The organism is Sphingobacterium sp. E70 (genome assembly GCF_019285695.1).
GTDB lineage: Bacteria > Bacteroidota > Bacteroidia > Sphingobacteriales > Sphingobacteriaceae > Sphingobacterium > Sphingobacterium detergens.
Window position 1 is genome coordinate 2667337 of sequence record NZ_CP079104.1, and the last position, 22788, is coordinate 2690124.

The 22788-nt window shown below is 39.2% G+C and carries 34 protein-coding genes and 2 pseudogenes; 28 read left to right on the forward strand and 8 right to left on the reverse strand.

Translation table 11 applies throughout. The features are described 5' to 3' along the window. Positions 1-403 precede the first annotated feature (403 nt). From KUH03_RS19035 to KUH03_RS19130, 22 genes are all read left to right on the forward strand, one after another. On the forward strand, positions 404-724 hold the full coding sequence (locus tag KUH03_RS19035) for a hypothetical protein (RefSeq protein WP_257095802.1): 321 nt from the start codon (positions 404-406) through the stop codon (positions 722-724). A gap of 65 nt (positions 725-789) precedes the next feature. Beyond that, a complete protein-coding gene (locus KUH03_RS19040; RefSeq protein WP_373564828.1) occupies positions 790-1185 on the forward strand; it encodes a glycosyltransferase family 2 protein in 396 nt (131 codons plus the stop codon). Next, on the forward strand, positions 1179-1619 hold the full coding sequence (locus KUH03_RS19045; protein ID WP_257095803.1) for a hypothetical protein: 441 nt from the start codon (positions 1179-1181) through the stop codon (positions 1617-1619). Before KUH03_RS19040 ends, KUH03_RS19045 begins: the two co-directional genes overlap by 7 nt. Beyond that, the gene (locus tag KUH03_RS19050) at positions 1580-1846 is read left to right on the forward strand and encodes a hypothetical protein (protein WP_257095805.1); all 267 of its coding nucleotides are present in this window, start codon (positions 1580-1582) and stop codon (positions 1844-1846) included. Before KUH03_RS19045 ends, KUH03_RS19050 begins: the two co-directional genes overlap by 40 nt. Positions 1847-1932: 86 nt before the next feature. Beyond that, positions 1933-2337, forward strand: a complete 405-nt coding sequence (locus KUH03_RS46185) for a hypothetical protein (RefSeq protein ID WP_306429641.1) — start codon at positions 1933-1935, stop codon at positions 2335-2337. Further along, positions 2334-3185 (forward strand): nucleotide sugar dehydrogenase, encoded by an 852-nt coding sequence (locus KUH03_RS19055; RefSeq protein ID WP_306429642.1) that lies wholly within the window; start codon positions 2334-2336, stop codon positions 3183-3185. Before KUH03_RS46185 ends, KUH03_RS19055 begins: the two co-directional genes overlap by 4 nt. Positions 3186-3407: 222 nt before the next feature. Beyond that, entirely contained in the window at positions 3408-3944 is a 537-nt protein-coding gene (locus KUH03_RS19060; protein ID WP_257095807.1) for an RNA polymerase sigma factor, read from the forward strand. A 157-nt stretch (positions 3945-4101) separates the two neighbouring features. Next, positions 4102-5022 (forward strand): FecR family protein, encoded by a 921-nt coding sequence (locus KUH03_RS19065; RefSeq protein ID WP_257095809.1) that lies wholly within the window; start codon positions 4102-4104, stop codon positions 5020-5022. Beyond that, positions 4980-5150, forward strand: a complete 171-nt coding sequence (locus KUH03_RS48795) for a DUF4974 domain-containing protein (RefSeq protein WP_373564829.1) — start codon at positions 4980-4982, stop codon at positions 5148-5150. The genes KUH03_RS19065 and KUH03_RS48795 overlap by 43 nt, the downstream gene beginning before the upstream one ends. Positions 5151-5383: 233 nt before the next feature. Then, a complete protein-coding gene (locus tag KUH03_RS19070) occupies positions 5384-5968 on the forward strand; it encodes an STN and carboxypeptidase regulatory-like domain-containing protein (RefSeq protein ID WP_257095811.1) in 585 nt (194 codons plus the stop codon). A gap of 19 nt (positions 5969-5987) precedes the next feature. Beyond that, a complete protein-coding gene (locus KUH03_RS19075; protein ID WP_257095813.1) occupies positions 5988-6908 on the forward strand; it encodes a TonB-dependent receptor plug domain-containing protein in 921 nt (306 codons plus the stop codon). Between the two features lie 74 nt (positions 6909-6982). Beyond that, a complete protein-coding gene (locus KUH03_RS19080) occupies positions 6983-7489 on the forward strand; it encodes a TonB-dependent receptor (RefSeq protein ID WP_257095815.1) in 507 nt (168 codons plus the stop codon). 26 nt (positions 7490-7515) lie between these two features. Beyond that, positions 7516-7896 carry a hypothetical protein gene (locus KUH03_RS19085; RefSeq protein WP_373564756.1) on the forward strand — a complete coding sequence of 127 codons (381 nt, stop codon included), beginning with the start codon at positions 7516-7518 and terminating at the stop codon, positions 7894-7896. Continuing rightward, on the forward strand, positions 7824-8309 hold the full coding sequence (locus KUH03_RS19090) for a hypothetical protein (RefSeq protein WP_257095817.1): 486 nt from the start codon (positions 7824-7826) through the stop codon (positions 8307-8309). Before KUH03_RS19085 ends, KUH03_RS19090 begins: the two co-directional genes overlap by 73 nt. Then, on the forward strand, positions 8231-8794 hold the full coding sequence (locus KUH03_RS19095; protein ID WP_257095819.1) for a hypothetical protein: 564 nt from the start codon (positions 8231-8233) through the stop codon (positions 8792-8794). The genes KUH03_RS19090 and KUH03_RS19095 overlap by 79 nt, the downstream gene beginning before the upstream one ends. 123 nt (positions 8795-8917) lie before the next feature. Continuing rightward, positions 8918-9952 (forward strand): RagB/SusD family nutrient uptake outer membrane protein, encoded by a 1035-nt coding sequence (locus KUH03_RS19100; protein ID WP_257097111.1) that lies wholly within the window; start codon positions 8918-8920, stop codon positions 9950-9952. Further along, positions 9895-10377, forward strand: a complete 483-nt coding sequence (locus tag KUH03_RS19105; RefSeq protein WP_257095821.1) for a RagB/SusD family nutrient uptake outer membrane protein — start codon at positions 9895-9897, stop codon at positions 10375-10377. Before KUH03_RS19100 ends, KUH03_RS19105 begins: the two co-directional genes overlap by 58 nt. Positions 10378-10727: 350 nt before the next feature. After that, the gene (locus tag KUH03_RS19110) at positions 10728-11753 is read left to right on the forward strand and encodes a metallophosphoesterase N-terminal domain-containing protein (protein WP_257095823.1); all 1026 of its coding nucleotides are present in this window, start codon (positions 10728-10730) and stop codon (positions 11751-11753) included. A gap of 29 nt (positions 11754-11782) precedes the next feature. Beyond that, complete coding sequence (locus KUH03_RS19115) at positions 11783-12007, forward strand: hypothetical protein (protein ID WP_257095824.1); 225 nt, start codon at positions 11783-11785, stop codon at positions 12005-12007. A 40-nt stretch (positions 12008-12047) separates the two neighbouring features. Next, entirely contained in the window at positions 12048-12671 is a 624-nt protein-coding gene (locus tag KUH03_RS19120) for a PQQ-binding-like beta-propeller repeat protein (RefSeq protein WP_257095825.1), read from the forward strand. Continuing rightward, entirely contained in the window at positions 12595-12906 is a 312-nt protein-coding gene (locus KUH03_RS19125) for a hypothetical protein (protein WP_257095827.1), read from the forward strand. Before KUH03_RS19120 ends, KUH03_RS19125 begins: the two co-directional genes overlap by 77 nt. Beyond that, positions 12891-13100, forward strand: a complete 210-nt coding sequence (locus KUH03_RS19130; protein WP_257095830.1) for a PQQ-binding-like beta-propeller repeat protein — start codon at positions 12891-12893, stop codon at positions 13098-13100. Before KUH03_RS19125 ends, KUH03_RS19130 begins: the two co-directional genes overlap by 16 nt. Positions 13101-13232: 132 nt before the next feature. Here KUH03_RS19130 and KUH03_RS19135 read toward each other — a convergent pair whose 3' ends face one another. The 8 genes and pseudogenes from KUH03_RS19135 to KUH03_RS48805 all read right to left on the reverse strand — a co-directional run bounded on the left by KUH03_RS19135 (position 13233) and on the right by KUH03_RS48805 (position 16634). Beyond that, positions 13233-14231, reverse strand: coding sequence for a hypothetical protein (locus tag KUH03_RS19135; RefSeq protein WP_257095832.1), 999 nt, complete (start codon positions 14229-14231; stop codon positions 13233-13235). Positions 14232-14245: 14 nt separating this feature from the next. Beyond that, positions 14246-14410, reverse strand: coding sequence for a hypothetical protein (locus KUH03_RS19140; protein ID WP_257095834.1), 165 nt, complete (start codon positions 14408-14410; stop codon positions 14246-14248). Continuing rightward, positions 14407-14694, reverse strand: coding sequence for a hypothetical protein (locus KUH03_RS19145; protein ID WP_257095835.1), 288 nt, complete (start codon positions 14692-14694; stop codon positions 14407-14409). Before KUH03_RS19145 ends, KUH03_RS19140 begins: the two co-directional genes overlap by 4 nt. Positions 14695-14948: 254 nt before the next feature. After that, complete coding sequence (locus KUH03_RS19150) at positions 14949-15635, reverse strand: zinc-binding dehydrogenase (protein WP_257097113.1); 687 nt, start codon at positions 15633-15635, stop codon at positions 14949-14951. Next, positions 15636-15725, reverse strand: a pseudogene (locus KUH03_RS19155) (hypothetical protein); the annotation flags it as partial. It abuts the gene before it with no gap. Positions 15726-15765: 40 nt separating this feature from the next. Next, complete coding sequence (locus tag KUH03_RS19160; RefSeq protein ID WP_257095837.1) at positions 15766-15960, reverse strand: alcohol dehydrogenase catalytic domain-containing protein; 195 nt, start codon at positions 15958-15960, stop codon at positions 15766-15768. A 29-nt stretch (positions 15961-15989) separates the two neighbouring features. After that, on the reverse strand, positions 15990-16292 hold the full coding sequence (locus KUH03_RS48800; RefSeq protein WP_373564757.1) for a hypothetical protein: 303 nt from the start codon (positions 16290-16292) through the stop codon (positions 15990-15992). 36 nt (positions 16293-16328) lie between these two features. Beyond that, complete coding sequence (locus tag KUH03_RS48805) at positions 16329-16634, reverse strand: aldo/keto reductase (protein WP_373564759.1); 306 nt, start codon at positions 16632-16634, stop codon at positions 16329-16331. Between the two features lie 1085 nt (positions 16635-17719). Here KUH03_RS48805 and KUH03_RS19170 point away from each other — a divergent pair. The 6 genes and pseudogenes from KUH03_RS19170 to KUH03_RS19190 all read left to right on the forward strand — a co-directional run bounded on the left by KUH03_RS19170 (position 17720) and on the right by KUH03_RS19190 (position 22787). Next, positions 17720-18310, forward strand: a complete 591-nt coding sequence (locus KUH03_RS19170; protein ID WP_257097115.1) for a substrate-binding domain-containing protein — start codon at positions 17720-17722, stop codon at positions 18308-18310. Positions 18311-18315: 5 nt separating this feature from the next. Next, entirely contained in the window at positions 18316-18483 is a 168-nt protein-coding gene (locus KUH03_RS48810; RefSeq protein WP_373564760.1) for a substrate-binding domain-containing protein, read from the forward strand. A gap of 676 nt (positions 18484-19159) precedes the next feature. Beyond that, on the forward strand, positions 19160-20629 hold the full coding sequence (locus KUH03_RS19175) for a glycoside hydrolase family protein (protein WP_257095838.1): 1470 nt from the start codon (positions 19160-19162) through the stop codon (positions 20627-20629). A gap of 375 nt (positions 20630-21004) precedes the next feature. After that, positions 21005-21891 (forward strand): annotated as a pseudogene (locus KUH03_RS19180) (alpha-L-fucosidase); the annotation flags it as partial. Positions 21892-22368: 477 nt separating this feature from the next. Beyond that, a complete protein-coding gene (locus KUH03_RS19185; protein ID WP_257097117.1) occupies positions 22369-22620 on the forward strand; it encodes an FN3 associated domain-containing protein in 252 nt (83 codons plus the stop codon). Continuing rightward, a complete protein-coding gene (locus tag KUH03_RS19190) occupies positions 22614-22787 on the forward strand; it encodes a discoidin domain-containing protein (protein WP_257095840.1) in 174 nt (57 codons plus the stop codon). Before KUH03_RS19185 ends, KUH03_RS19190 begins: the two co-directional genes overlap by 7 nt. The last annotated feature ends 1 nt before the right edge of the window (position 22788 follow it).

The following is a 22788-nucleotide window of genomic DNA, read 5'->3' on the forward strand; positions in this document are numbered from 1 at the left end:
GCGAAAAATCTGCAAAATCAAAAGGGGTATCAGCAAGGCTTGATATCCCTTTTTCATACAAAGTCACTGCCTTCTTTCGGACACAGTTTGTCACTTAAACTGTCAAGTTCTCTTAAAAAAATTCCCAAAAACGTTAAAAACCTTAAATGTCTACTGCTCATATAGGCTTGTTATTTTTGATTACACAAGCGCCAATACAGCAACAAAACACTGATATTCAACAGATTAAAAACAATAAAAATGTATCAAGAACGTTACAAAAGAGTCGTTCGCTCAATTTTTGGCACAAAATAAAGGCATGTATTTTGCGTTTATGGATTCGTAATATTTTCATTACAAAAGACTCCTCGTTTGAGTCAGCAAAGAAAGTAAAGAAGAATGTATATCTAAAAATAGAATGGCTATGAATTACATGAAAGAAAACTCAATCGTATCAAAGCAGATGGCTAAACAATGGGAACCTGCAATGTACGACGTAAATGAAGAACAGCAGCAATCCGAGACCAAGGTAGAGAAAGTCGAAGAAAGCAATTTTGGACCAAAGGAATACGGTATTTTTGGAGCGACCTTTTTCGTACTATTTGCATCGGTCTTCGGTGTATATATGCTCCAACCAGATTTTGATGCATTACGTTTCCAACGTTTAGATAGTATAGGTGGAACCTTTTTAGTAGGCTTAGGAATATTTTTGGCCACTATCGCGATCAGCTTTTTAATCTTTTAATTGTACTTCATCGTAAATATAAGCCGATTGCATCTGTTTCAGATGAAGAACTTCCAACCTGTACGATTATAGTTCCGGCTTATAATGAAGGACAGTTGGTTTACGATACACTTCATAGCTTGGCAAGTAGTGATTATCCCGATAAAAAGCTTCAGATTATCGCCATTGATGATGGAAGTAAGGATAATACTTTCGCTTGGATACAACGTGCCAAAATGGAGCTGGGCGATCGCATAGAGATCTACCAACAACCTAAAAATATGGGTAAACGCCATGCGTTATACCGCGGTTTTAAATTAGGTACTGGTGAAGTATTTATTACAGTAGATAGTGACTCTGTGGTCAACAAGGATACGATCCGTAATATGGCCAGCCCATTTGTAACCAATAAGGAATGTGGTGCTGTAGCGGGTAATGTGCGTGTATTGAATAATAAAAGGCTATTATACCACGTATGTTAAATGTGAGTTTCGTCTTTAGTTTTGAGTTTGTGCGTTCGGCTCAAAGCATGCTAGGCACTGTGATGTGTACGCCAGGGGCATTATCTGGATATCGCAGAGAAGCTGTGATGAACTGTCTTGAAGACTGGATTCACCAAACGTTTATGGGACAACCTTCGGACATTGGAGAAGATCGTGCCATGACCAATATGATTTTGAAGCAAGGATATCATGTATTGTTCCAGTCTAACGCGTTAGTATATACGGATACTCCGGTACGTTATAAAAATTTATATAAAATGTTTATCCGTTGGGAACGAAGCAATGTGCGTGAAAACATTATGATGAGTCAGTTTGCCTTTAAAAACTTTCGTAAAGGACCGAAGTGGGGTGCACGTATCTTATTGATTATGCAATGGCAAAAGTGTTGCTTTCCTACCCTATGCTATTATTGATGTTATGGACAGTATTCCATTATCCATTGATGTTCTTAAGCTCAACTTTGGTAGGTATTCTTATATTTTCAAGTATCCAGGCATATTTCTTTGCCTCTAAAAATGCAAATGCGAAAGAAGCATTCTGGGCATATAGCTACAGTATATTTTATGCCTTTAGTTTATTTTGGATCACTCCCTATGCCATTGCTACTGCTGGACGTAGAGGTTGGTTGACAAGAGGTTAATTTCAACGTAAAGAACGTATCTTTACTTTAAATATAAATATGACAGACTTTCAGATAAAAAAATTGCCATCATTGGACAGGGATATGTGGGATTGCCTTTAGCGATAGCTTTCTCTGATTTCTTTCCAGTGATAGGCTTCGATATCAACAAAACACGTATTGACGAACTTAAAGCCGGCATAGACCGTACACTGGAAACTCCTGCAGATGAGCTTACGCGTGCTAGAAATCTATTTACGACATCGGAACAGCGCAAAGGCTATGATGCAAGTGCAACCGTTCAAGATATTGCAGATGCCAATGTCTATATTGTAACTGTCCCGACGCCTATAGATCGTTATAATTCACCAGACCTATCACCACTATTAGCGGCGTCTAAAATGATCGGTGAACTCCTAAAAGTTGGTGATTTGGTTATTTATGAATCCACAGTCTATCCCGGGTGTACCGAAGAAGAATGTGTTCCGGTTTTGGAAAAAACTCAGGCTTGAAATTTAATCAGGACTTCTTTGTTGGATACTCACCAGAACGCATAAATCCTGGCGACAAAGTTAATTCACTGCAAAAAGTGATGAAAGTAACCTCCGGAAGTACTGCTGCAGCGGGACTTGTTGTGGATGGACTTTATAAACAAATTATCCATGCAGGTACACATCTTGCTCCTTCAATCAAAGTGGCCGAAGCAGCGAAAGTTATTGAAAATGCACAACGTGATGTCAATATATCGTTTATGAACGAACTCGCTTTGATCTTTGACCGCGTTGGTATAGATACGCAGGACGTGCTTGATGCAGCAGGAACAAAGTATAATTTTCTCCGCTTCAAACCAGGTTTAGTTGGTGGACATTGTATTTCAGTAGACCCCTATTATCTTGCTCAAAAGGCAACACAGTTGGGCTATCATCCCCATGTTATCCTATCCGGTAGGGAGGTTAATGATCAAGTAGCTTCTTTCATCGCTTCCAAGGTCGTCAAACTGATGATACAGAAGAACATCAAATTCGATGGTGCCAAAGCTTTAGTATTAGGTGTAACCTTTAAGGAAAACTGTCCAGATATTCGTAATAGTAAAGTCGTTGACATGATTCAAGATCTCAAAGAATTTGGTTTGGAGGTCGATATCTATGACCCTTGGGTAAACCCCGATGAATTAAAAAAACATTTTGGTCTTGACCTATTAACAACTCTTCCGCAGTCAGGCAATTATGACAGTATTATTCTTGCTGTAGGTCATCGAGAGTTCTTACATCTGGATCTCAAAAATTTAAAAAAGAATCCTTCCGTTGTATTTGATATCAAAGGAATATTAGATCGAAAATTAGTGGACGCACGCTTGTAGGGTTCTGTTTTTTTAGATTATTTTCTGGTAACATTCTTTTAAACCATCAGTTTTCTTATTATTTATTGAGAAAACTGATGGTTTTTGTTATAAATGGAGATTATGCAATCGTTTGCTTAAAAAAACATCATCAAATCTTTTGTTTTTAATATTAACTTAACACCACAATTATAAATTTGACCTCATTAAACTAAGGGATATTTAGCACAAATTGCGGTACTTATGAAACAGTTAGACGACACCGAGCTATTCATCAGAATTCAAGCGGATGACCGTTACGCTTTTTCTGAATTAGTCAATCGCTATTCAGATATACTTTTCCGTTTTATTCAGCGCCGTGTTTCCTGTAATGAGGACAGTGAAGACATTTTGCAGGAAATATTTGCCTCACTATGGCACCAACGTCTTAACATCACAATAGAAAACTCTTTATACCCTTATCTATTTAAAACTGCTAAATATAAAATTATCGACTGGACAATAAACGAGCAAAAGAAAATTGTCCGTGCCGAAAAACTACTGGCAAGCTTTCAAGGGGCGTCCCCGACATCCGAAGATGAGCTTCTGGCAAAAGAATTGGCGGTATTGATCGACACCGAAATAGAAAAAATGCCCACAACAATGAAATCGGCATTTTCACTTAGCAGAAAGGAATCCATGTCCATCAAAGATATTGCTTCGGAACTCGCCCTATCCGAACAAACCGTGAAAAACAATATTTCGTTAGCCCTGGGTTGGCTAAAGCTTCGTTTCAAATAACGAATAAAAAAATATACACCTAGTTTACAAGCACTTAAACTATTTTCATAAATTTCTTCGGTACTTTTATTCTCCTTCTCCGATTATAGGTCTGTATGAAGGAACAAGAATCGTCAGATCAAGCTAAAGCTTTGCTCAAAAAGTATCTGGAAGGCCAGTGTACTCCAGAGGAAGAACAACAAGTTCTTCACTGGTTTTATGCACAGGATCAACCGAGGAGGAGCAATTAAAGGAATACCAAACAGGATTAGCATCACGTATCAATACGAAGCTAGAGGAACAGCTATTTAGTGAATCTACTCCTACTGTCCGACGACTAACTTGGTTTCGCTCCAAATGGATGGTGGCAGCGATGCTTGTAGCCGTTTCGGGCTGTAGCCTTTGGATGTACAACAGATTTTCTTCGCTAGATCAAAAGCCACTGGAACTGGCTGCAGAAGTACCTTCACAGGATCAGGCCTTTCACAATGACATCCTTCCTGGAGGGCATTATGCCAAAATTATAAACCCAAAAGGAGAAGAAAAACAACTAGCAGATCCATTTGTACAGCGCCTTGAACAATCATCCGATCAACAAGGAAAGAATTTTCTTGTTGATGTTCCAAAAGCGGGTTCTTATATGATTATTCTTGAAGACGGAACAAAAGTATGGTTGAATGCTTCTACAAAATTATCCTACCCCACACATTTCGAACCCCATCAACGTCAAGTTGCTTTAACAGGGGAAGCCTATTTTGAAGTAGCAAAAGATGCTAATAGACCTTTCCGGATCAATGCCAACGGTACCACAATTGAAGTCCTTGGAACAACTTTTAATGTCAATGCCTATCACGATGAGGTTTCTACATCTTTAGTGGAAGGCAGCGTGAAAGTCCTTAAAGAAGGCAACCAAATTATTATCAAGCCAGGCCAACAGGCAACAACATCGCTAACAAACGATATCAAAGTTACAGCAACTGACCTGACAAAAATACAGCCTGGCAACGGGATGAATTTTATTTCGATGGCAACAATTTCAAAGATATCTCTCTTCAGATCGCCCGATGGTATGATGTTGAGTTTGAAAATATGGAGATAATCGGAGCAAATTCAACCTACAAAGGCTCCATCAGCAGAAATAGTAGACTTTCAGAAGTATTGCAGATCTTGGCTCTTGCCACGGGACGCAAATTTGATATTATCGGACGAAAGGTTATAATACAATGAGACTAATTACCCAAATATTAAACGGCCTATGGTATAAACATCAACTTTAGCGCCTTGTGGTTAACAAAAAAGGGGATGTTGACGCATCCCCTGTTAAATTCAAGGCTTATTTTACTGATTACCAACAGAAATTTTAAAACCTTAAAAATCATTCTAATTTATGAATTTTTTTCTCCAATGAAAAGGCAGGAGAAAGATCGGGGATTCCGTATCCCTCCGGCCTTTAAAACTTTATGTATGATAAAGTTAAGCACTCTTTCTTTGCTTTCCATCGCACTTGGAGCCCATGCTTCGGGAACAGCACAGACTGTCAATCTTTCTTTAAAAAAGTACGCGTAGAGAAAGTTCTGCAAGAAATTTCAAAACAGACCGATCTCCGCTTTTTCTATGATGAAAAACTATTGAACAGTTTACAACCTGTAAGTATCCAAATGGATCACGGCCCTATACAACAGGCCCTATCCAAGGTTTTTAAAGGTCAGAACCTGACGTATCAGATTCTTAACAACACGATCGTCATTTCAGAAAAACAACGCACAGATATCGAAATAACAGGTATTGTACGTAGTACAGAATCTGCCCTGGCTGGTGTTACCGTATCTGTTGAGGGCCATACTACACTTTCGACGAAAACCGATGCCAATGGTCAGTTTAAACTCCGTGTGCCGGAGAACGCTGTACTTGTATTTCAATATATGGGATATACCACAGAACGTGTGCAGATAGGAAGTCAACGTACAGTAAACGTGACTCTCAAGCAAGCAACTCACAGTTGGATGAGGTGGTTGTTGTCGGCTACGGTACGCAGCGAAAAGTGAACCTAACGGGGCTGTCGATATGATCTCTTCAAAACAACTGGAAAGCCGTCCTATTGCAAATCTCGGCGCTGGACTACAAGGGTTAATCCCCAACTTGAATATCACGACTTCCAATGGCCGTGCTTCTACAAATCCTGAATTTAACGTACGCGGATTTACCAGTCTAAATGGTGGCGCCCCGTTAATTTTGGTCGATAATATCCCCTACTCTCCGGATGAAGTTGCACGTATCAACCCGAATGATGTCGAGTCCGTGTCTGTATTGAAAGATGCTGCTTCAGCTGCTATTTATGGTGCCAGAGGTGGTTTTGGGGTGGTATTGATCACTACAAAAAAGGCAAAAAGCGGTCAACTTGATGTTAATTTCAGTACAAATGTTGGGTATAGAACTTTAGGTAAACTGCCTGAATTCATTACTGACCCTTATGAAGTAATGGCCATTAAACATGAGGCAGGAAAACCATTGTACAACTCCTACCCAGAATCTGCACGTGAGTATGCAAAAAAACGCTCTTTGGATCCTTCCCTACCGGCAGTAACACTATCAGACAATGGACAAGATTGGGTATATACAGGCAGCACAGATTGGTTGAAAGAAGCCTACAATAAAACTGCTCCAACCTATAATGCAAACTTAAGTATTGCCAAAAAGTCGGATAAAATCGGCTATTACCTCTCCAGTGATTACTATAGACAAGATGGGCTTTTAAAATATGGAAACGATATTTACAAGCGTTACAATGTCAGAGGAAAGGTAGATTTTGATGTTACTGACTGGCTACAGGTATCTAATAATACATTGCTTACCAGCATGAATTATGATACCCCTGTCGTTTTGGATGCCGGCGACAGCTTTTTTGGAGAGTCAACCGAACCAACTCGCTCGATGTACCCCGAAACCCAGACGGTAGCTGGACAAGAGCCGGTGCGCAGGTATTAGGTTCATTACAAGAAGGTGGGCGTAATGATAATCGTATCAACGAATTTGTAACCACATTCTCCGCAAAGGCCGCGTTGATCAAAGGCATCTGGGATTTAAATGCTGATGCAACCTTCAGACGCAGTTCAGGGTTAAAAAGGTCATATGATGTTCCTTCGAAGTACAAAACGGGACCAGAGGCTATCCTAACGCCAACATTTTCGAATACCTATGCAAGAAATGAGAATGATCTCACCCGATACAACGTCTATAATATTTACACTGATTTTCATAAAAATTTTGGAGACCACTATATACAAGCACTTGCAGGCTATAATCAGGAGTACAACTACAACAACTACAATTACATACAGGCATTAAACCTAATCTCCACAACGGTGCCTTCCATCGGAAGTGCGACGGGAAATATTTCAAAAGATGAACGCATTAAAGACTGGGCAGTACAAGGTATATTTGCCCGTATCAGCTATAGCTATAAAGATAAATATCTAGCGGAATTCAATGGTCGCTTCGATGGTTCATCCGTTTTCCAAAGAATAACAGATGGGGCTTCTTTCCATCTGCCTCTGCGGGTTGGGTAATCTCCAAAGAGAATTTTTTCGAACCGGTGAAAAATGCTTTGGCAATGGATTTCCTAAAGATCAGGGGATCTTATGGATCACTGGGCAACCAATTGTTCCGATATGATTCCGATTTCCCTTACTATGACACCTATCCATATATGCCTATTATGGACAACAAGCTGGCGGACTATATCCTGGGCAATGGCAAACCACCAGCGGTATATGCTCCGAGAGCTGTTTCCGATAATTTTACCTGGGAAACAATCCAGACGGTCAATGCAGGTATTGATATGAATTTTTCAGCAACAAATTGGGAGTTAACTTCGACAAATATACCCGCTACACCAATGATATGTTGGTACCAGGAAAGGAATTGCCGGGACCATTTGGCACAAAGATTCCCGTCCAAAATGCCGGTGACTTAAAAACAAAAGGCTGGGAGTTACGTTTAAGCTGGCGCGATAGCAAAGAGCTAAGCGGCTCTCCTTTCTGGTATAATGTCGCCTTTACACTGGCGGATAGTCGTTCATGGATCACTCGTTTTGATAACCCGACAAAATCCTTGGGCGATCAATGGGACAGAAATTATGTGGGAAGGGAAATTGGCGAAATTTGGGGTGCTGATATTACTGGCTTTTTGAAGATGATGCAGCAGCAGCAGCTTCGAAACAATCTGCCATGGGAACGGATGATCAATCATACAAATTTTATGCTGGTGATCCTGTCTTCGCTGACCGCAATGGGGATGGCAAAGTTGATATGGGCAAAAAGACGGTGGATGACGCCGGCGATATGCATATTGTTGGCAATAACAGTGCGCGACTACCTTATAGTCTAGATCTCTCTACAGGATGGAAAGGCTTTGATTTACGCGTATTCTTGCAAGGCATAGGCAAACGTGATTGGTATCCAGGCGCTTCCAATATCTACTTCTGGGGAGTCTATGCACAACCATGGACAAATCCGACGGTACAAAATGGAGATCACTGGAAATCAAAAGATGAACATGGCTATTTCCCTGCTGTGCGAGCCTACTCTGCAGAAGATAATTATCAACAGCTCGGTATTCCAAACAAGCGTTATATGCAGAATGGGGCCTATATGCGGGTAAAAAATCTTACGCTCGGTTATACACTACCAGAATCTGTATTACAACGTATCAAATTGCGAAAAGTACGTTTCTTCTTCAGTGCAGAAAACGTTTTTGAGATCTCTCATATTAAGGTGAAATTGGATCCGGAATCGATAGGATCAGGTAACAGGGCGCAAGCTGCATATCCATTCCAGCGGACGTATACCTTTGGTCTGAATGTAAATCTTTAATCTCTAAATCTAAAAAAATGAAACGTATCAATTATATCGCACTGGCATCCCTTATACTACTGGGGACATCCTGTAAAAAGATTTTCTGGATCGCACCTCGGGATCGGCGATAACCAAAGAAGTATTTTTAATACAACGGAAGATCTGGCAATTTATACAAATGGTCTATATAAGCAAATGCGTGCACAATATACAGATCTATACTCGGATAATATTGCGTTGAGCAACAATGATCAAAACGCCGAAGTTAGAACTATATTGGCAGGCACACTTACACCATCTACTGTAACAGGATGGGATAAAGATACTTGGGCTCCCCTGCGTGATGTAAATTATATGCTGGACAATGTGGGTAAAGTTGCTGGTGACCCTGCTGTTATCAATCATTATATCGGAGTTGCCCGTTTACTTCGCGCAAACTTCTACTATAAAATGGTGAAAAAATATGGCGATGTGCCTTGGTACTCCCATGTAATGGGTACATCATCCGAAGACCTTTACAAGGCAAAAGATTCCCGTGCTGCTGTTGTTGACTCCCTCATGAAAGATCTCGAATTTGCGGCAGCAAATGTCCGTCCGGGTGGAGATAATAGTTATTTCACCAAATGGAGTGCTTTGACACTATTGTCCCGGATAGCCCTTCATGAAGGAACCTTCCGTAAATACCACACGGAATTAAATCTACAGAACACGGCAGCAACATTTTTGGAAAGAGCTGCATCAGCCTCGCAGGAAATCATCAATAACGGCGGGTTCTCCATTGCAGGTAGCTCCGCGACCGATTATCGTAACCTCTTTTCAAGCAACACCCTCGCAGGCAATAAAGAGGTCATTTTCTTACAAAAGAACGACCGCGATTTAGGAGTTGCCAACAATACACACACAGTGTTGGATTGGCAGTGGGCATTGAGTGCCGAACTGGCCGATGAATTCCTGATGAAGGACGGAACAACATTTACATCCAAAGTAGATTACAAAAAGAAAGCTTTTGTGGACCTATTTAAAGATCGTGATCCTCGTTTAGCCGAAACAATTATGCCGCCGGGTTTTAGTAACAATGTAGCTGGGACGCCGTATATAACACGTCCGGATTTTGGGGATTGCTTCAGGTCAAATTCTATCCGCGTGACCCCGCTCTACGGGGTGGCTGGGAACTGAATTATACCGATTTGCCTATCATGCGCTATGCGGAGGTGCTATTAATTAATGCCGAAGCAAAGGCGGAATTGGGAAAATTGACGCAAACTGATATTGATGCTACTGTAAACAAGATTCGCGCACGTGTAGGAATGCCTGCATTAAATCTCGCAGCCGCCAACGCAACGCCAGATGCCTATCTTGCAAATCAATACTCTTTAGTAACGGGTGCCAATAAAGGCGTGTTGTTAGAAATCCGTCGCGAACGTCGAGTAGAACTCGCCTGTGAAGGATTCCGTTTTGATGATCTTTACCGTTGGAAATCGGGCAATATACTCGCCAAGGCTCCAGGAGGAATGTATATTCCTAAGCTGGGACTTATTGATGTGAGCGGCGATGGTGTTGGGGATATTATCATCCTAAAAAAGGAGATAACAGTCCGATAGCAGGTATTCCTGAAGACGATCTTAAAAAGATCCCTAAATTCTATGTCAATGATGGCATATTTTATCTGGAAAACGACAATTCAGGAAGAATCATGTTCATCGACGACAAAACAACCCGTCCAAGGAGTTTTAATGAGCAAAGATATTATTACTTCCCTATACCGATCGAGCAAACTGTTCTCAACAATAAGTTGAAACAGCCGAAAGGTTGGGAAGAATTTGACCTGTAAAAAAGCAACATTCATAACCTCGGTAAATAAGTCTAGGTGATGAATATGCTTAATAAGCAGTGAAACCAGTAAAACGAGCCAGCTCTCCCTTGGGAGCAGCTGGCTCTACTTTATAAAACTATGATGAAATTAACGAAACTAATCACATGCCTTTTACTCCCGATCTCGCCCTTATTGGCACAACAACGGACAGGACGGGTTTTTGAAGATCAAAATTCGAACAATCAATTCGAACAGAACGAAAAACAACTTGCCAACATTGTTGTCTCCGATGGTTATGATGTAGTAAAAACAGACAAGACCGGGACATACAGCTTACCGCACAACCCAAACGCCCGCTTTTTGTCAGTTACCATTCCGAGCGGATATAAAGCAACAAAGACGCACTATATCCCATTGCGCGGTGAAGTTAAAAATTTAGATTTCGCCTTAACCAAAGACACTGTGCAGCAAGCTGATTTTTTGCGTTTTATCCAAATTACGGACACCGAAACTCCACTTTATGGCCCCTGGATAGATAACGTCAGAAATTATGCCCAACAGCAAAAGGCGAGCCTGATCATGCATACCGGCGATATCTGTTATGAACCGGGTATGCTTTTTCATGCCAAGCAAGTAAACTCCGAACTGATGGCCAGACCTACATATTATACGGTGGGCAACCATGATCTCGTAAAGGGGGAATATGGAGAAAAACTATTTGAAGACCTCTTTGGTCCCACCTATTACTCGTTTGATGCTGGTCCTGCCCATTTTGTCGTGACACCAATGCCAAATGGAGATTATAAACCAAGTTACACAGCCGACCAGATCATCGCCTGGCTTAAGAAAGACCTTGCAACAATGGACAGATCAAAACCCTTGATCTTTATCAATCATGACTTCTTCGCTGGTCCAGACTTTATCCTGAAAGGTGAGAAAGAGCAAATTGACTTGATGCAATTTAATCTGAAAGCTTGGTTTTATGGCCATTGGCACAACAATTTTGTCTTTAAACAAAGGGAGTCTATGTTGTCTGTTCAAACGCTCCCAATAAAGGAGGAATTGATAACTCGGCAGCGCAGTTTGTCGTGGTCGATATCGACAAACAAGGAATCAAAGATATTAAACCTATTTATACCAATCTACGTGACCATATCCAACTAGTACATCCGACCGCTGACCAGCAAATAAATATGCTAGAAACTCTTCCAATCGTGGTCAGTGCTTATGACAGTGAGCGACAAATACTAAAGGTGGTCATGGAAATCTATGCCCATGAAACCGGTAAACGTCTAGCCAATGTTCAGCTGTCTCCTTCTGGCGATTGGTTATGGCAAGCAAAAGTACCTTTGGGTAAACAAAAGGACAATACGATGCCCTTATTACCATCCAGTATGAAAATGGTGAACAAGCATTAAAAAACAGTCTTTTAATTTGGTGGACCGCGCAGAAAGCACCATGAAACTACAATGGTCTGCTGCTGTAAACGGAAACATCTGGAAAACCAGTCCGCTGATTGTTGGAGATAAACTTTTCGTTGCGACGATGGACGATGGTATTGGGACTAATCATTCCATTATAGCACTAGATAAACGCACCGGCAAAACGCTGTGGTCATTGCCAACAATCAATTCTATCAAACATAAGCTGCGCTACAGCGACGGAATATTGCTCGCAACTGACGTCGAAACAAATGTATATGCCATCGATGCAAACACAGGCAAAATCCTGTGGACAAAAAAACCATCCAATCCAAGTCTTCCTACATTCGTATCTGGTCCAGCACTTGACAACGGAATTTATTATGCAGGCCTGGGCAAACGTATGTCAGCAATTGACATCCATACCGGAAAAGTGCTTTGGGAAGGTGTCGATCCATCGGGCGGGGAAGCGACTCCAGCAGAGCTATCGGTCGTAGATCAAACCTTATTGGCGGGATACAATTGGAATGCCTTATGTGCATATGATATCCAAACGGGAAAGCTACTTTGGAAACGTCAGGAAGATGGGCTACGTTTTAGACGGCGGCGTTACAGCAAAAGACGGTTATCTGTATACAACGGGGCTCAATGGTATATTTAAGCTAAACTTAAAGACTGGCGAAATCGCACAAAAAAGCATCAAAACAGATGATTTCAAAGTCATGGCCTCGCCCAAAATTATTGAGGACCTATTGGTCATGCCGACATCCACAAACGGAATAAAAGCATACGACCCTCAGACTTTAGAAGAGAAATGGCATTTTTCCACTGGCGAGGCACTGGTATACACCTCCCTTACAGTAGTCCTGACCAACATAAATTGGTTGGAACCGTAGAGTCATCGGTAACTGAAGCCAAAGGAAAGCTCTTTTTCGGGGCTTCGGATGGTTACTTCTATGCACTCAACAAGCAAGGGAAGCTACTCTCTAAATTTAATCTGGGTGCTCCTATTTTTTCAGAAATCACAGTAGATGGCGATTTTATTTATATCGCTGATTTCGCAGGAAATGTTTCCTGTTTTAAATTCTAATAGACAATAGCTCTGCAAGACTCCCGAATCTGGGAAATGCCTAAATTCGGGAGTCTTGTTTATTTGTCAATTAAAAGACCATCTGAAATATCAATGAAAAAATTAATCAATTAATCTGTAATCTATCCTAGATTAAAAGACACTTTTGGTTAGTCTATAAAAATAATTTATGGTTGCCAATATACCTTGCCGCTCTATATGAGTAACTATTGTATGAACTATTGAAGTGAGACCTGGATAATTATGAAGTGGTTTATCCCAGATCTTAGGATCGGATAATATCCTTGTTGTAAAATCGGAATACTCCTGGTGTCTTGATATTATTAAGCTGGCGTCATCTTGAAATGAAGGTTCTGTTGTGGCTTGATTGCATATGACAAGTATGTATGCAGCTAGGCCAATAGCAATACCAATCGGTGGTTCTGATTGTTTACTATACCATTGTTCAATTAAAGGACACACGCGCATGTTAAGTTTGGCCGTATACTGAAATGCGATGGACTGCCATTTGTGTAATAAAAATGGGTTCTTAAAACGATCAATAACTGCCTCACCAAATGGTTGAATAAGTTCATGACTGATCCCTGATTGCTCAACTATTGGACTTATCTCTTTAAAAAGTAAATATTGAATATAACGGTCTAAGATCTCATTATTAAAGAAGTCCTTAACAAATTCTGTATTGGACAAGAGCGCAATACCACAACATAAGATATGCGGAGCATTAAGCAGACGCAGTTTCAATTCTCGATATTGCGCTATGCTGGGAACTATCTTCACAGTGCTATCAATCAATGCAAAACTCAAAATATTCTTAACATCCTGATTATCTGATTCAATAGCCCATAATTTATACGGTTCGGCCATAATTGCAAGTTGATCAGTATAGGAAAGTACCTCTTCAGAGACCTTACCGGGAACAATACGATCTACCAGCGAGTTGCAAAAGTAATTGGCCTTGTCAATCCAATCAATAAAATCTTTGCTTAATTTTTGCTGTTCCGCCATCCAGACGATGTTACGCTTTAGTACTTTAGCATTATCTGAAACTAACTCCGTAGGAATGATGACAAGACCTTTAGAGTTATCGCCATTAAAATAGGAAAATCGATGATATAAATAAGCTGTCACCTTTGCCGCAAAGCTTACCGGGGACTGTCATCAATAGCTCCTCCCAATTCCAACAGTCCAGCTTCAGTTGTATTTGAAATCAGAATGCTTATCAAAGGAGAAGTCGCTGTTGTAAGTATCTCTTCCCACGAATCATGGGCAGACAACACCCTGGAGATTGAAGCATTAATACACTTCAATTCTTTAATTTTTCCTTTCTCCAGCCCCTCGTAATCAAAGTATAGAGCCCATTCTGATTGTCAAATGCAGTTGTATTTCCAGTGCGTGTTGATTTGACAACAACTATACGGCCATTAAATATTCCTTTTTGATTGGCCTGATGGATATAATCATCAGGCAGGCCACGTAAGAGTGCTCCTGTTCCAAATTGTATGACCCGTTCCGGCATAGTAAATATTGACTCCTTGGGAACTTCAATTTCCTGATTGTCAATACCCGCTAAATGTTGTTTATCTAAATTCATCACGCTATTTCTTTAATACCAAAAGCTTTTGTTTTCTTTTTACCTATACTTAGTCCTCACCAAAATGGTTATTATTCAAATTGTACACGCTATTTTGAATGTCATGATTGCGTATAACTATCACTCTGTTTTCATAAACTACTTTTTACTTTGATCGTACTGATAGTCCCTTTGGGTTATTCAAGGTTTTCAATAGAATATATTAATTTATATTATGCGGTATTTTATGGGGACTAAATTATGATTAACTTAAATCAACGAATGGATATCATCGCTTTTATTACCGATGATGATGGGTCGAGCCAACTTTTAAACTTAGTTTTTACTTCATCAAAAATACCCTGTGTAATATAATATTCGGGGTTGATCAATCGCTTTTTCATACAGTTTATTACATGATCAAAATCTTCTATAGTTGCATTTCGACTGCTCATGAGGGTCCCTTCGCGTTTATGGAATTCCGGATGACTCACCATCAATTCACCCTTTTGTAAGCCAACCAATACATATCTGCCACCGTGTGCCATGTAATAAAAAGAATTGTTAATCGCTTTTTGGTTGCCGGTAGCATCTATCACCAGTGTAGGCATATCACCAGCAGTAATTTCAGCTAATCTATCGGCTACATTTTCATTGTTTGCATTTATGATGTGTCTTAGATTTAATTTTTCACTACAGAAATTTAAACGATTGTTGTTGACATCTAACGCAATTACTTGAGCGCCAGCAATTCTGGCGAGTTCAATAATACCAAGTCCTATTGGACCCGCTCCGACTACAAGGACAAACTCACCCGGCTTTATCTGGGCTCTACGAAGGCTATGGGCGCCTATAGCCAAAGGCTCTATCAAAGCCAGTTCATCAAAACTTAAGCCACATCCCTTTACCAACAAACGTGCAGGAATCTGTATAAACTCCGCCATTCCTCCATCAGTATGCACTCCGCAGACTTTTATATTGATGCAACAATTAGGCTTTTTACTTAAGCAGGCAATGCAGTTTTCACAATTGATGTAAGGGATAAATGTCACAGGCTCCCCACTTCAAAGTTTTGATTACCGCCAGTATCGATCAGTTCACCAGAAATCTCGTGCCCCAAAATGCGGGGATAAGTAAAAAGGGTTGCGTTCCTTCAAATGCATGTAAATCGGTGCCGCAAACCCCGATGCGATGGATTTTTATAATCGCAAAATCAGCTTTGGCTTTTGGCATTGTGCCGTCTTTGTATGCTAGTTTTTGTGGTCCTGTACAAATTAAAGTTTTCATAATTTATTTTTTTGACACTTATTCATATACTAAAAGCCAAACGTCATATTTAAACCTTCCTCGCTAATCAAATTTTCCTGATATAGATGATGCCAAAAACTTTTAGGTATGTAGGTATGGATCAAACCAATGTTCTGTTCAATATGCTCGAGAGAACTCGCGCTTAAAGCGATACTACTTATTCCCGAAGCAGCTATCCCAAATTTTGCACACACTGCTGCTGGAGTAAGATTGTAAGATGCACATGCTTTAAAAAACGCTCGCGCCAAAGGTGTAACCTTTTGCCCGCCGGTGTTTTTGATCGACATACCTGTAATTGTAGTGGCTTCCACCAATTAAAAAACCAGCATTAAAAACTGCTGAGTTAATCACATGGACCCCTGAAACTTCATTCTTTTAATGAAACCGAGTAAATCTTTTGGGTGACTGTGTACAGTCATGCTATTCGCAATCATTATCCAATCGGGTTGAATATCCTGGCAAATCCTTGCTATAACTTGCCAGTTCTTTGCGCCAACACCAATGGAATTTACTTTGCCTGCAGCTTTTAGTTCCTTCAATGCCACATAGGCATTCATAATATCCTGATATCTTTGGCTGTCTCCTTTAGCGTCCGATGCCAGGTATTCATCAGGATCATGTACAGATACAGAGTTAGCCTGATAGCTTTGCAATAGCATATTCCCTGTTCATAACATTCTAAAATGCCATCATAGCTGATTTTCTGAACCGCATCATATTTTAATTCTTTCCAAACATCATTTTCGAACGTTGGTTCAGTGCCGGTAAGTTCTGTTCTTAGCCAGCCAAGTTTGTTACTGATAGATACTGCCGATGATTCAATTTTAAGATCTCTCAGACACTTTCCAAGGCATTCTAGCGCCAAACCAGCCCCATACTTGCCAGCAGTATCAAAAAAGCGGGTTCATCAGGATTGCTACCTTTGATATATGCTGATACAATCGCACACTTAATCTCGTATGGGAGTGCAACGTAGAGATTTCCTAGACAACTAGTCCCTAATATAACCTTTGGTAAATTTAACGCTGTCATCGTAATTTCACACTATAGCACAATATTGGTGGACAAATAAAAGATTTTGAAATATTCATTTATAATTTAGTCTTTATAAGATTCAATAATTTTTGAAAACTAGTGCTATTTCATTTGCCCCTGACACAGCCCGCACGCAGTTATATCCATATTTTGTATTATTCTGGAACCTATGATAGCTGTCTTAACAATATTCAACGTAAAAGAGTTCTTTAAAAATGATATCAAAAAGCTCAGGTGATACACAATTGCGCATACGAAAAGAATGCAAACTACCATACCAGGAGGATTATTTGATTTTGTTGTCATTTTAGCGGTTTAATCTTGCAAACAAACATTAATTGCATTTATGCGCAATAGTAAGTACACTTTCTCAATGTATTTATTATCGTTTGCTGTTATTATTCAGTTATTCTGATCAAAAATAAATGTTTGAAATCGATTTCCAAATAAATACATACTTATTTTTTTATATGACTGAAAATTGGATACCTTGTGTCAAATTTGATAATAATGAGTAAAAAAGAGTAACAATATATGATATAGCAACAGAACTGGGTATCACAGCTTCTTATGTATCCCGAGCTCTAAATAACTACCCATCTGTTAATAAGGATATTGTCGAAATGGTGAGGAAAAAGCAGCAGAACTCAATTACAAACACAATTCTTCAGCTGCTAATCTAAGACAAGGCTCTTCTAAGACTATTGGTGTTATAGTGCCTCATATTAATCAAAGTTTTTTCTCAGATGCCATCGCTGGTATTGAAGAAGTATGTTTTGAGCATAATCATAGCCTAATTATCTGCCAATCGCATGAATCCTTTAAAAAAGAGGGCTTGGCAATTGAAACATTGATTCGACAAAATGTAGACTGCATCTTTATTTCAATTAGTTTAGAAACACAGTCCCCAAAATATCTCGAAGAAATTATTCATCATGACATTGGTCTAATCCAGTTTGATAGATCTATCGAATATAATCAAGGATCGGAGTGTACAAAAGGATATAGTGTCACCAACAACAATACACAGGACTCCTACAGCGCTGTTAAACAACTGCTTAAAGAAGGGTATAGTCGCATTGCTTTTTTGGGTGGCCCTGATCACATCTCAATCTACCAGGACCGCAAGCAAGGTTATTGTAATGCAATAAGAGATAATGGATTAGTTTTAATAGATGATCTTGTTGTTTCTGATGTACTTGATGAGGAAAACGCTTTCAAGACAGCCGTCAAACTACTTTCGACGACCGAACCGCCCGATGCTTTTTTGTTACCTCTGATCATCAATCTTTAGGTGTATTGCGGGCAGCAAAACAATTAGGGATTTCTGTGCCGGACCAGTTAGGAATTATTGGTTATGCAAACGAATTTTTTACCGCACTGACCACCCCCAGCTTATCCTCTATAGATCAACATAGTAAATCGCTAGGTAGGCATACTGCTAATCTATATTTTAATTTTTTTTGAAAAATGGAGGGAATAAGGGCAGAGGAGAAAGATTAATCATTCAAAGTGAACTTATTGTCAGAAATAGTTCCAAAAGAAAGTAAAGCTGTTCTAAAAAAGTAATTTTTGATTGAGCTTCCAACAATACACTATGTATACAATAATATAAATTTGGAAATCGATTTCCAAATTTATATTATTGTATAATCAAACACAAAATTGACGCTTTTGATGATTTGCTAATCACTCCTCTCTTCACTAGAGATTGATTGGAAATAAAAAATATCTTTCTAACCATATTTAAATTATGAATTATTTATTATTCCTTTTGTTATTGATTTGTTTAACAACTCCGGCAAAAGCACAACAATCTTATCAGGTTAATTGGGAATCTTTGAAAAAAATCAGACACCAGAATGGTTTAAAGATGCTAAGTTTGACATTTTCATTCACTGGGAGTATATTCGATGTCGGCTTTTACCAATACTTAATATAAACGGATAATGAAAAAACTATTATACCTATTGTTGGTTGTCATAACTACCAGTGAAGTTAATGCACAAATAATTGATAGACCACGTCCCTCAAACTGGAGCCAATTAGTAAAAGGAGCTGCTTTTAAAGATCGATTTTTACCCATGCCCAAAGGGAAACTAAGTGATGATAGCTGGGGCGGAAAAATATACTACCACGATATGTGGATAACGGAATTGAAGACCGCCAAAGGTCTTATTGGTGTGCTGATATTATTTCAGGCACGGATGATTTGTATCACATGTACGTTGCCGGTTGGCGTGAGAGTGCCCCGAAAGGCCATCACGAATGGCCAAAATCTATTATTTATCATGCTGTCAGTAAAAGTTCTTTTGGCCCCTTCAAAATTAAAGATACCATTGGCTATGGACATAATGTAGATGCCTTTACACTAAAGGATGGAAGATTAGTATTGTACGCTATTGATAAAAATTATATCGCCAATAATGAAAATGGACCATGGGTTGAAGGAAAGTTTAAATTCGACGAAAGAGATCGGCCAATTATAGAAGGACTTTCCAATCTTACCTTTGCGCAGCGAGAGGATGGGTCTTATCTCATGATATGTCGTGGCGGTGGTAGTTGGATCAGTAAAACTGGTATATCAACTTATAATCAGATCTCAAACAAAAGGGCTTACCCAGATATAGAAGGAGAGTTTGAAGATCCTGTAATATGGAAGGATAATATTCAGTACAATTTAATTGTAAATGATTGGCTAGGTCGCATTGCTTACTATCTTCGTTCAAAAGATGGAATTAACTGGGTTACAGAAGCTGGTGAAGCCTACGTCCCTGGTATTTCCTTTCACGAAGATGGATATGTAGAAAACTGGTTTAAATATGAAAGGATGCGGGTTTTTCAAGATAAACATGGAAGAGCCATCCAAGCGAATTTTGCTGTAGTTGACATCGAAAAAGATAAAGATTTGGCCAATGACAACCATAGCTCCAAGGCCATTGTAATTCCTTTGAACCCCGGTGTCTTGATTACAATGATCAATCAAAGTTTCCCAGATCCAAAAACAAAAAGCATAAAAATTAAGATAAAAGCAGAAGATGGTTTTGACCCACAAACTGAAATAGATGTTAATTCGCTTCGTTTTGGATCATCTACGGCAGTAAATTTCGGGAGAGGTGCCAGCGTAACTGAGACAAAAAAATCTGGGAAAGACTTGATTTTGACCTTCAACATAAACGGCCTTGAGTTAGAAAAGGATGATTTTGCCCCAAAGTTGCTTGGTAAATACCGTTCTGGCAAAATACTTTTTGGCTATACCCGAGTACCCTGGGTTAACTATAATGACGCTATTTTAAGTGCGAGAAGACCAACTTTTGAAACCACTGCACAACAAACTGTAGCAAAAATAACAATAGAGAACTTTGGATTAATCGCATCAAAGTCAAGTAAAGTACAATTGTATGCCACTATTGATGGGCAGAAAAAGCTGCTGGCAGAAGACTATATTCCAGCTATAGGAAAATATAAAAGTATAGTAAAATCGCTTAAAACTAGTCAATTGTTCGAAAAAGAGAAAAGCTATGATTTTTCGGTGCAAATCACTGAACACAAAAATAAATCAACATTTGATTTTAAAGCTACTCCAAATGACATATTAAGACAGTTAGAATAACCTACATATTTATAATAAATTACGCAGATGAATATACGGATGATTTATTGCTATTGAGACAGAAAATGCAACACAAATTGTAGCTGTTATCAGCTGCTGTCAGACACTTAAATTTAACCGCATTTTACATAAAAAAATCAACTTAAAATGAAAAGAAGAATTATCAATATATTAATAGGGCTCTTATTTTATTTAAATGCATCTGCGCAAAGCAATATAATAAAGCCGCAAAATACAATCCCTGTTTTTGAAAATGACACCAAGGCTACTATTATAGCTAAAGCAGCACATGTGGTACCAACAAAGAATCAATTTGCGGCTCTAAAAAATGAATTTATTGCCTTTATACACTTTGGCCCGAATACATTTACGCAGATGGAATGGGGAAATGGAAAAGAAGACCCTAAAATTTTCGATTTAAAGGAACTTCATACTGATCAGTGGTGCCAGGCTATAAAAGCTGCGGGGATGAAGATGGTTATTATGACCGTTAAACATCATGATGGGTTTGTACTTTGGCAAAGCCGCTATACCAATCATGGCATCATGTCTACAGATTTCGAAAATGGTAAGGGTGATATTCTAAAAAACTATCAGCCTCTTGTAAAAAAAATGGTTTAAAACTAGGCGTTTATTTATCGCCGGCAGACCTTTTCCAGATAGAAAGCCCTACTGGTTTATATGGAAATTTAAGTAAAATCACCAAACGTAGCATTCCACGTCAGATCAGCGGAAAGCCTTTTACGAACAAAACTAGGTTTGAATTTGAAGTTGATGATTATAATGAATATTTCCTTAACCAACTATTTGAACTTTTAACGGAGTATGGACAGATTGATGAAGTTTGGTTCGACGGCGCCCATCCAAAAACAAAAGGTGGCCAGAAATATAACTATGCGGCATGGAAGCAACTGATCCATACCTTGGCACCAAAGGCTGTTATTTTCGGTAGAGAAGACATCCGTTGGTGTGGTAATGAGGCCGGTGCAACACGAAGTACTGAGTGGAACATAATTCCTTACCCCGAGAATCCTAACACTGCGACCAATTTTCCGGACCTAACTCAAGAATCTTTAGGTAGCAGGGACGATTTATATAAAGGGAAATATTTACACTACCAGCAAGCAGAAACAAATACCTCAATACGTGAAGGATGGTTTTACCGCGATGATGAAAAACAAAAAGTACGTAGTTCAGATGATGTGTTTGATATCTATGAGAGAGCTGTCGGAGGCAACTCTACATTTTTATTAAACATCCCTCCAAACAGAGCGGGTAAATTCTCCGCTGAAGATGTAAAAGTACTGACTGAAGTAGGTAAAAGAATTAGAGAAACCTATGATAAAAATTTATTTGCTAATGCTAAGGGTAATAAACAGGTACTAGATAATAACCCAAATACGTATGTTTTATTGAATAAAGCTGAGAAAAGAATAGAAATCACCACTAGAAACCCAATTACCATAAATAGAATTGTTCTACAGGAAGCAATAGCTTCTCATGGTGAACGAGTAGAGGAACACGTACTTGAAGCCTGGCTATCGAATAAGTGGCAAAAAGTAGCTTCAGCGACAAATATCGGTTATAAGCGTATCCTACGTTTTCCGGAGGTCCGGGCTTCAAAGTTCAGGCTTAAAGTACTTTCCTCTAGAGCATCACCAGCCATTGCAACAATTAAAGCGCATTATTACCATGAAAAACCTCCTCAGCTACAGCTCGATAGAGATATTAATGGACTATTGACTATATCGCCCAAAATACATGTATTTGGATGGAAACCCCATGGACAGAATGCCGCAGAAAATCTAAGCAGAGGAACTGAGATTTATTATACTACAGACGGCACAGAACCTAGTATATCATCAAAAAAATATACAGGTCCTGTTCTAATTAATAATAACAAGATTAAAGCCATTGCTATTTCACATCAGGATAAGGGCAGTGTAGCCTCGGAAACATTCGGTTTGATCAAGAAAACTGGAAGTTGTTAAATGTAAGTAGTGAAGCCAGCACAAATAATGCATCAATGGCATTCGATGCTAACAAAGAAAACTATTGGCTTTCCTTAATTGAGGATAAAAAGCAAATCGCTATAGATTTAGGGATGGAAAAACACTTAAACGCCTTTGTTTATACCCCTCCAAAAGAAAAAAAATAGA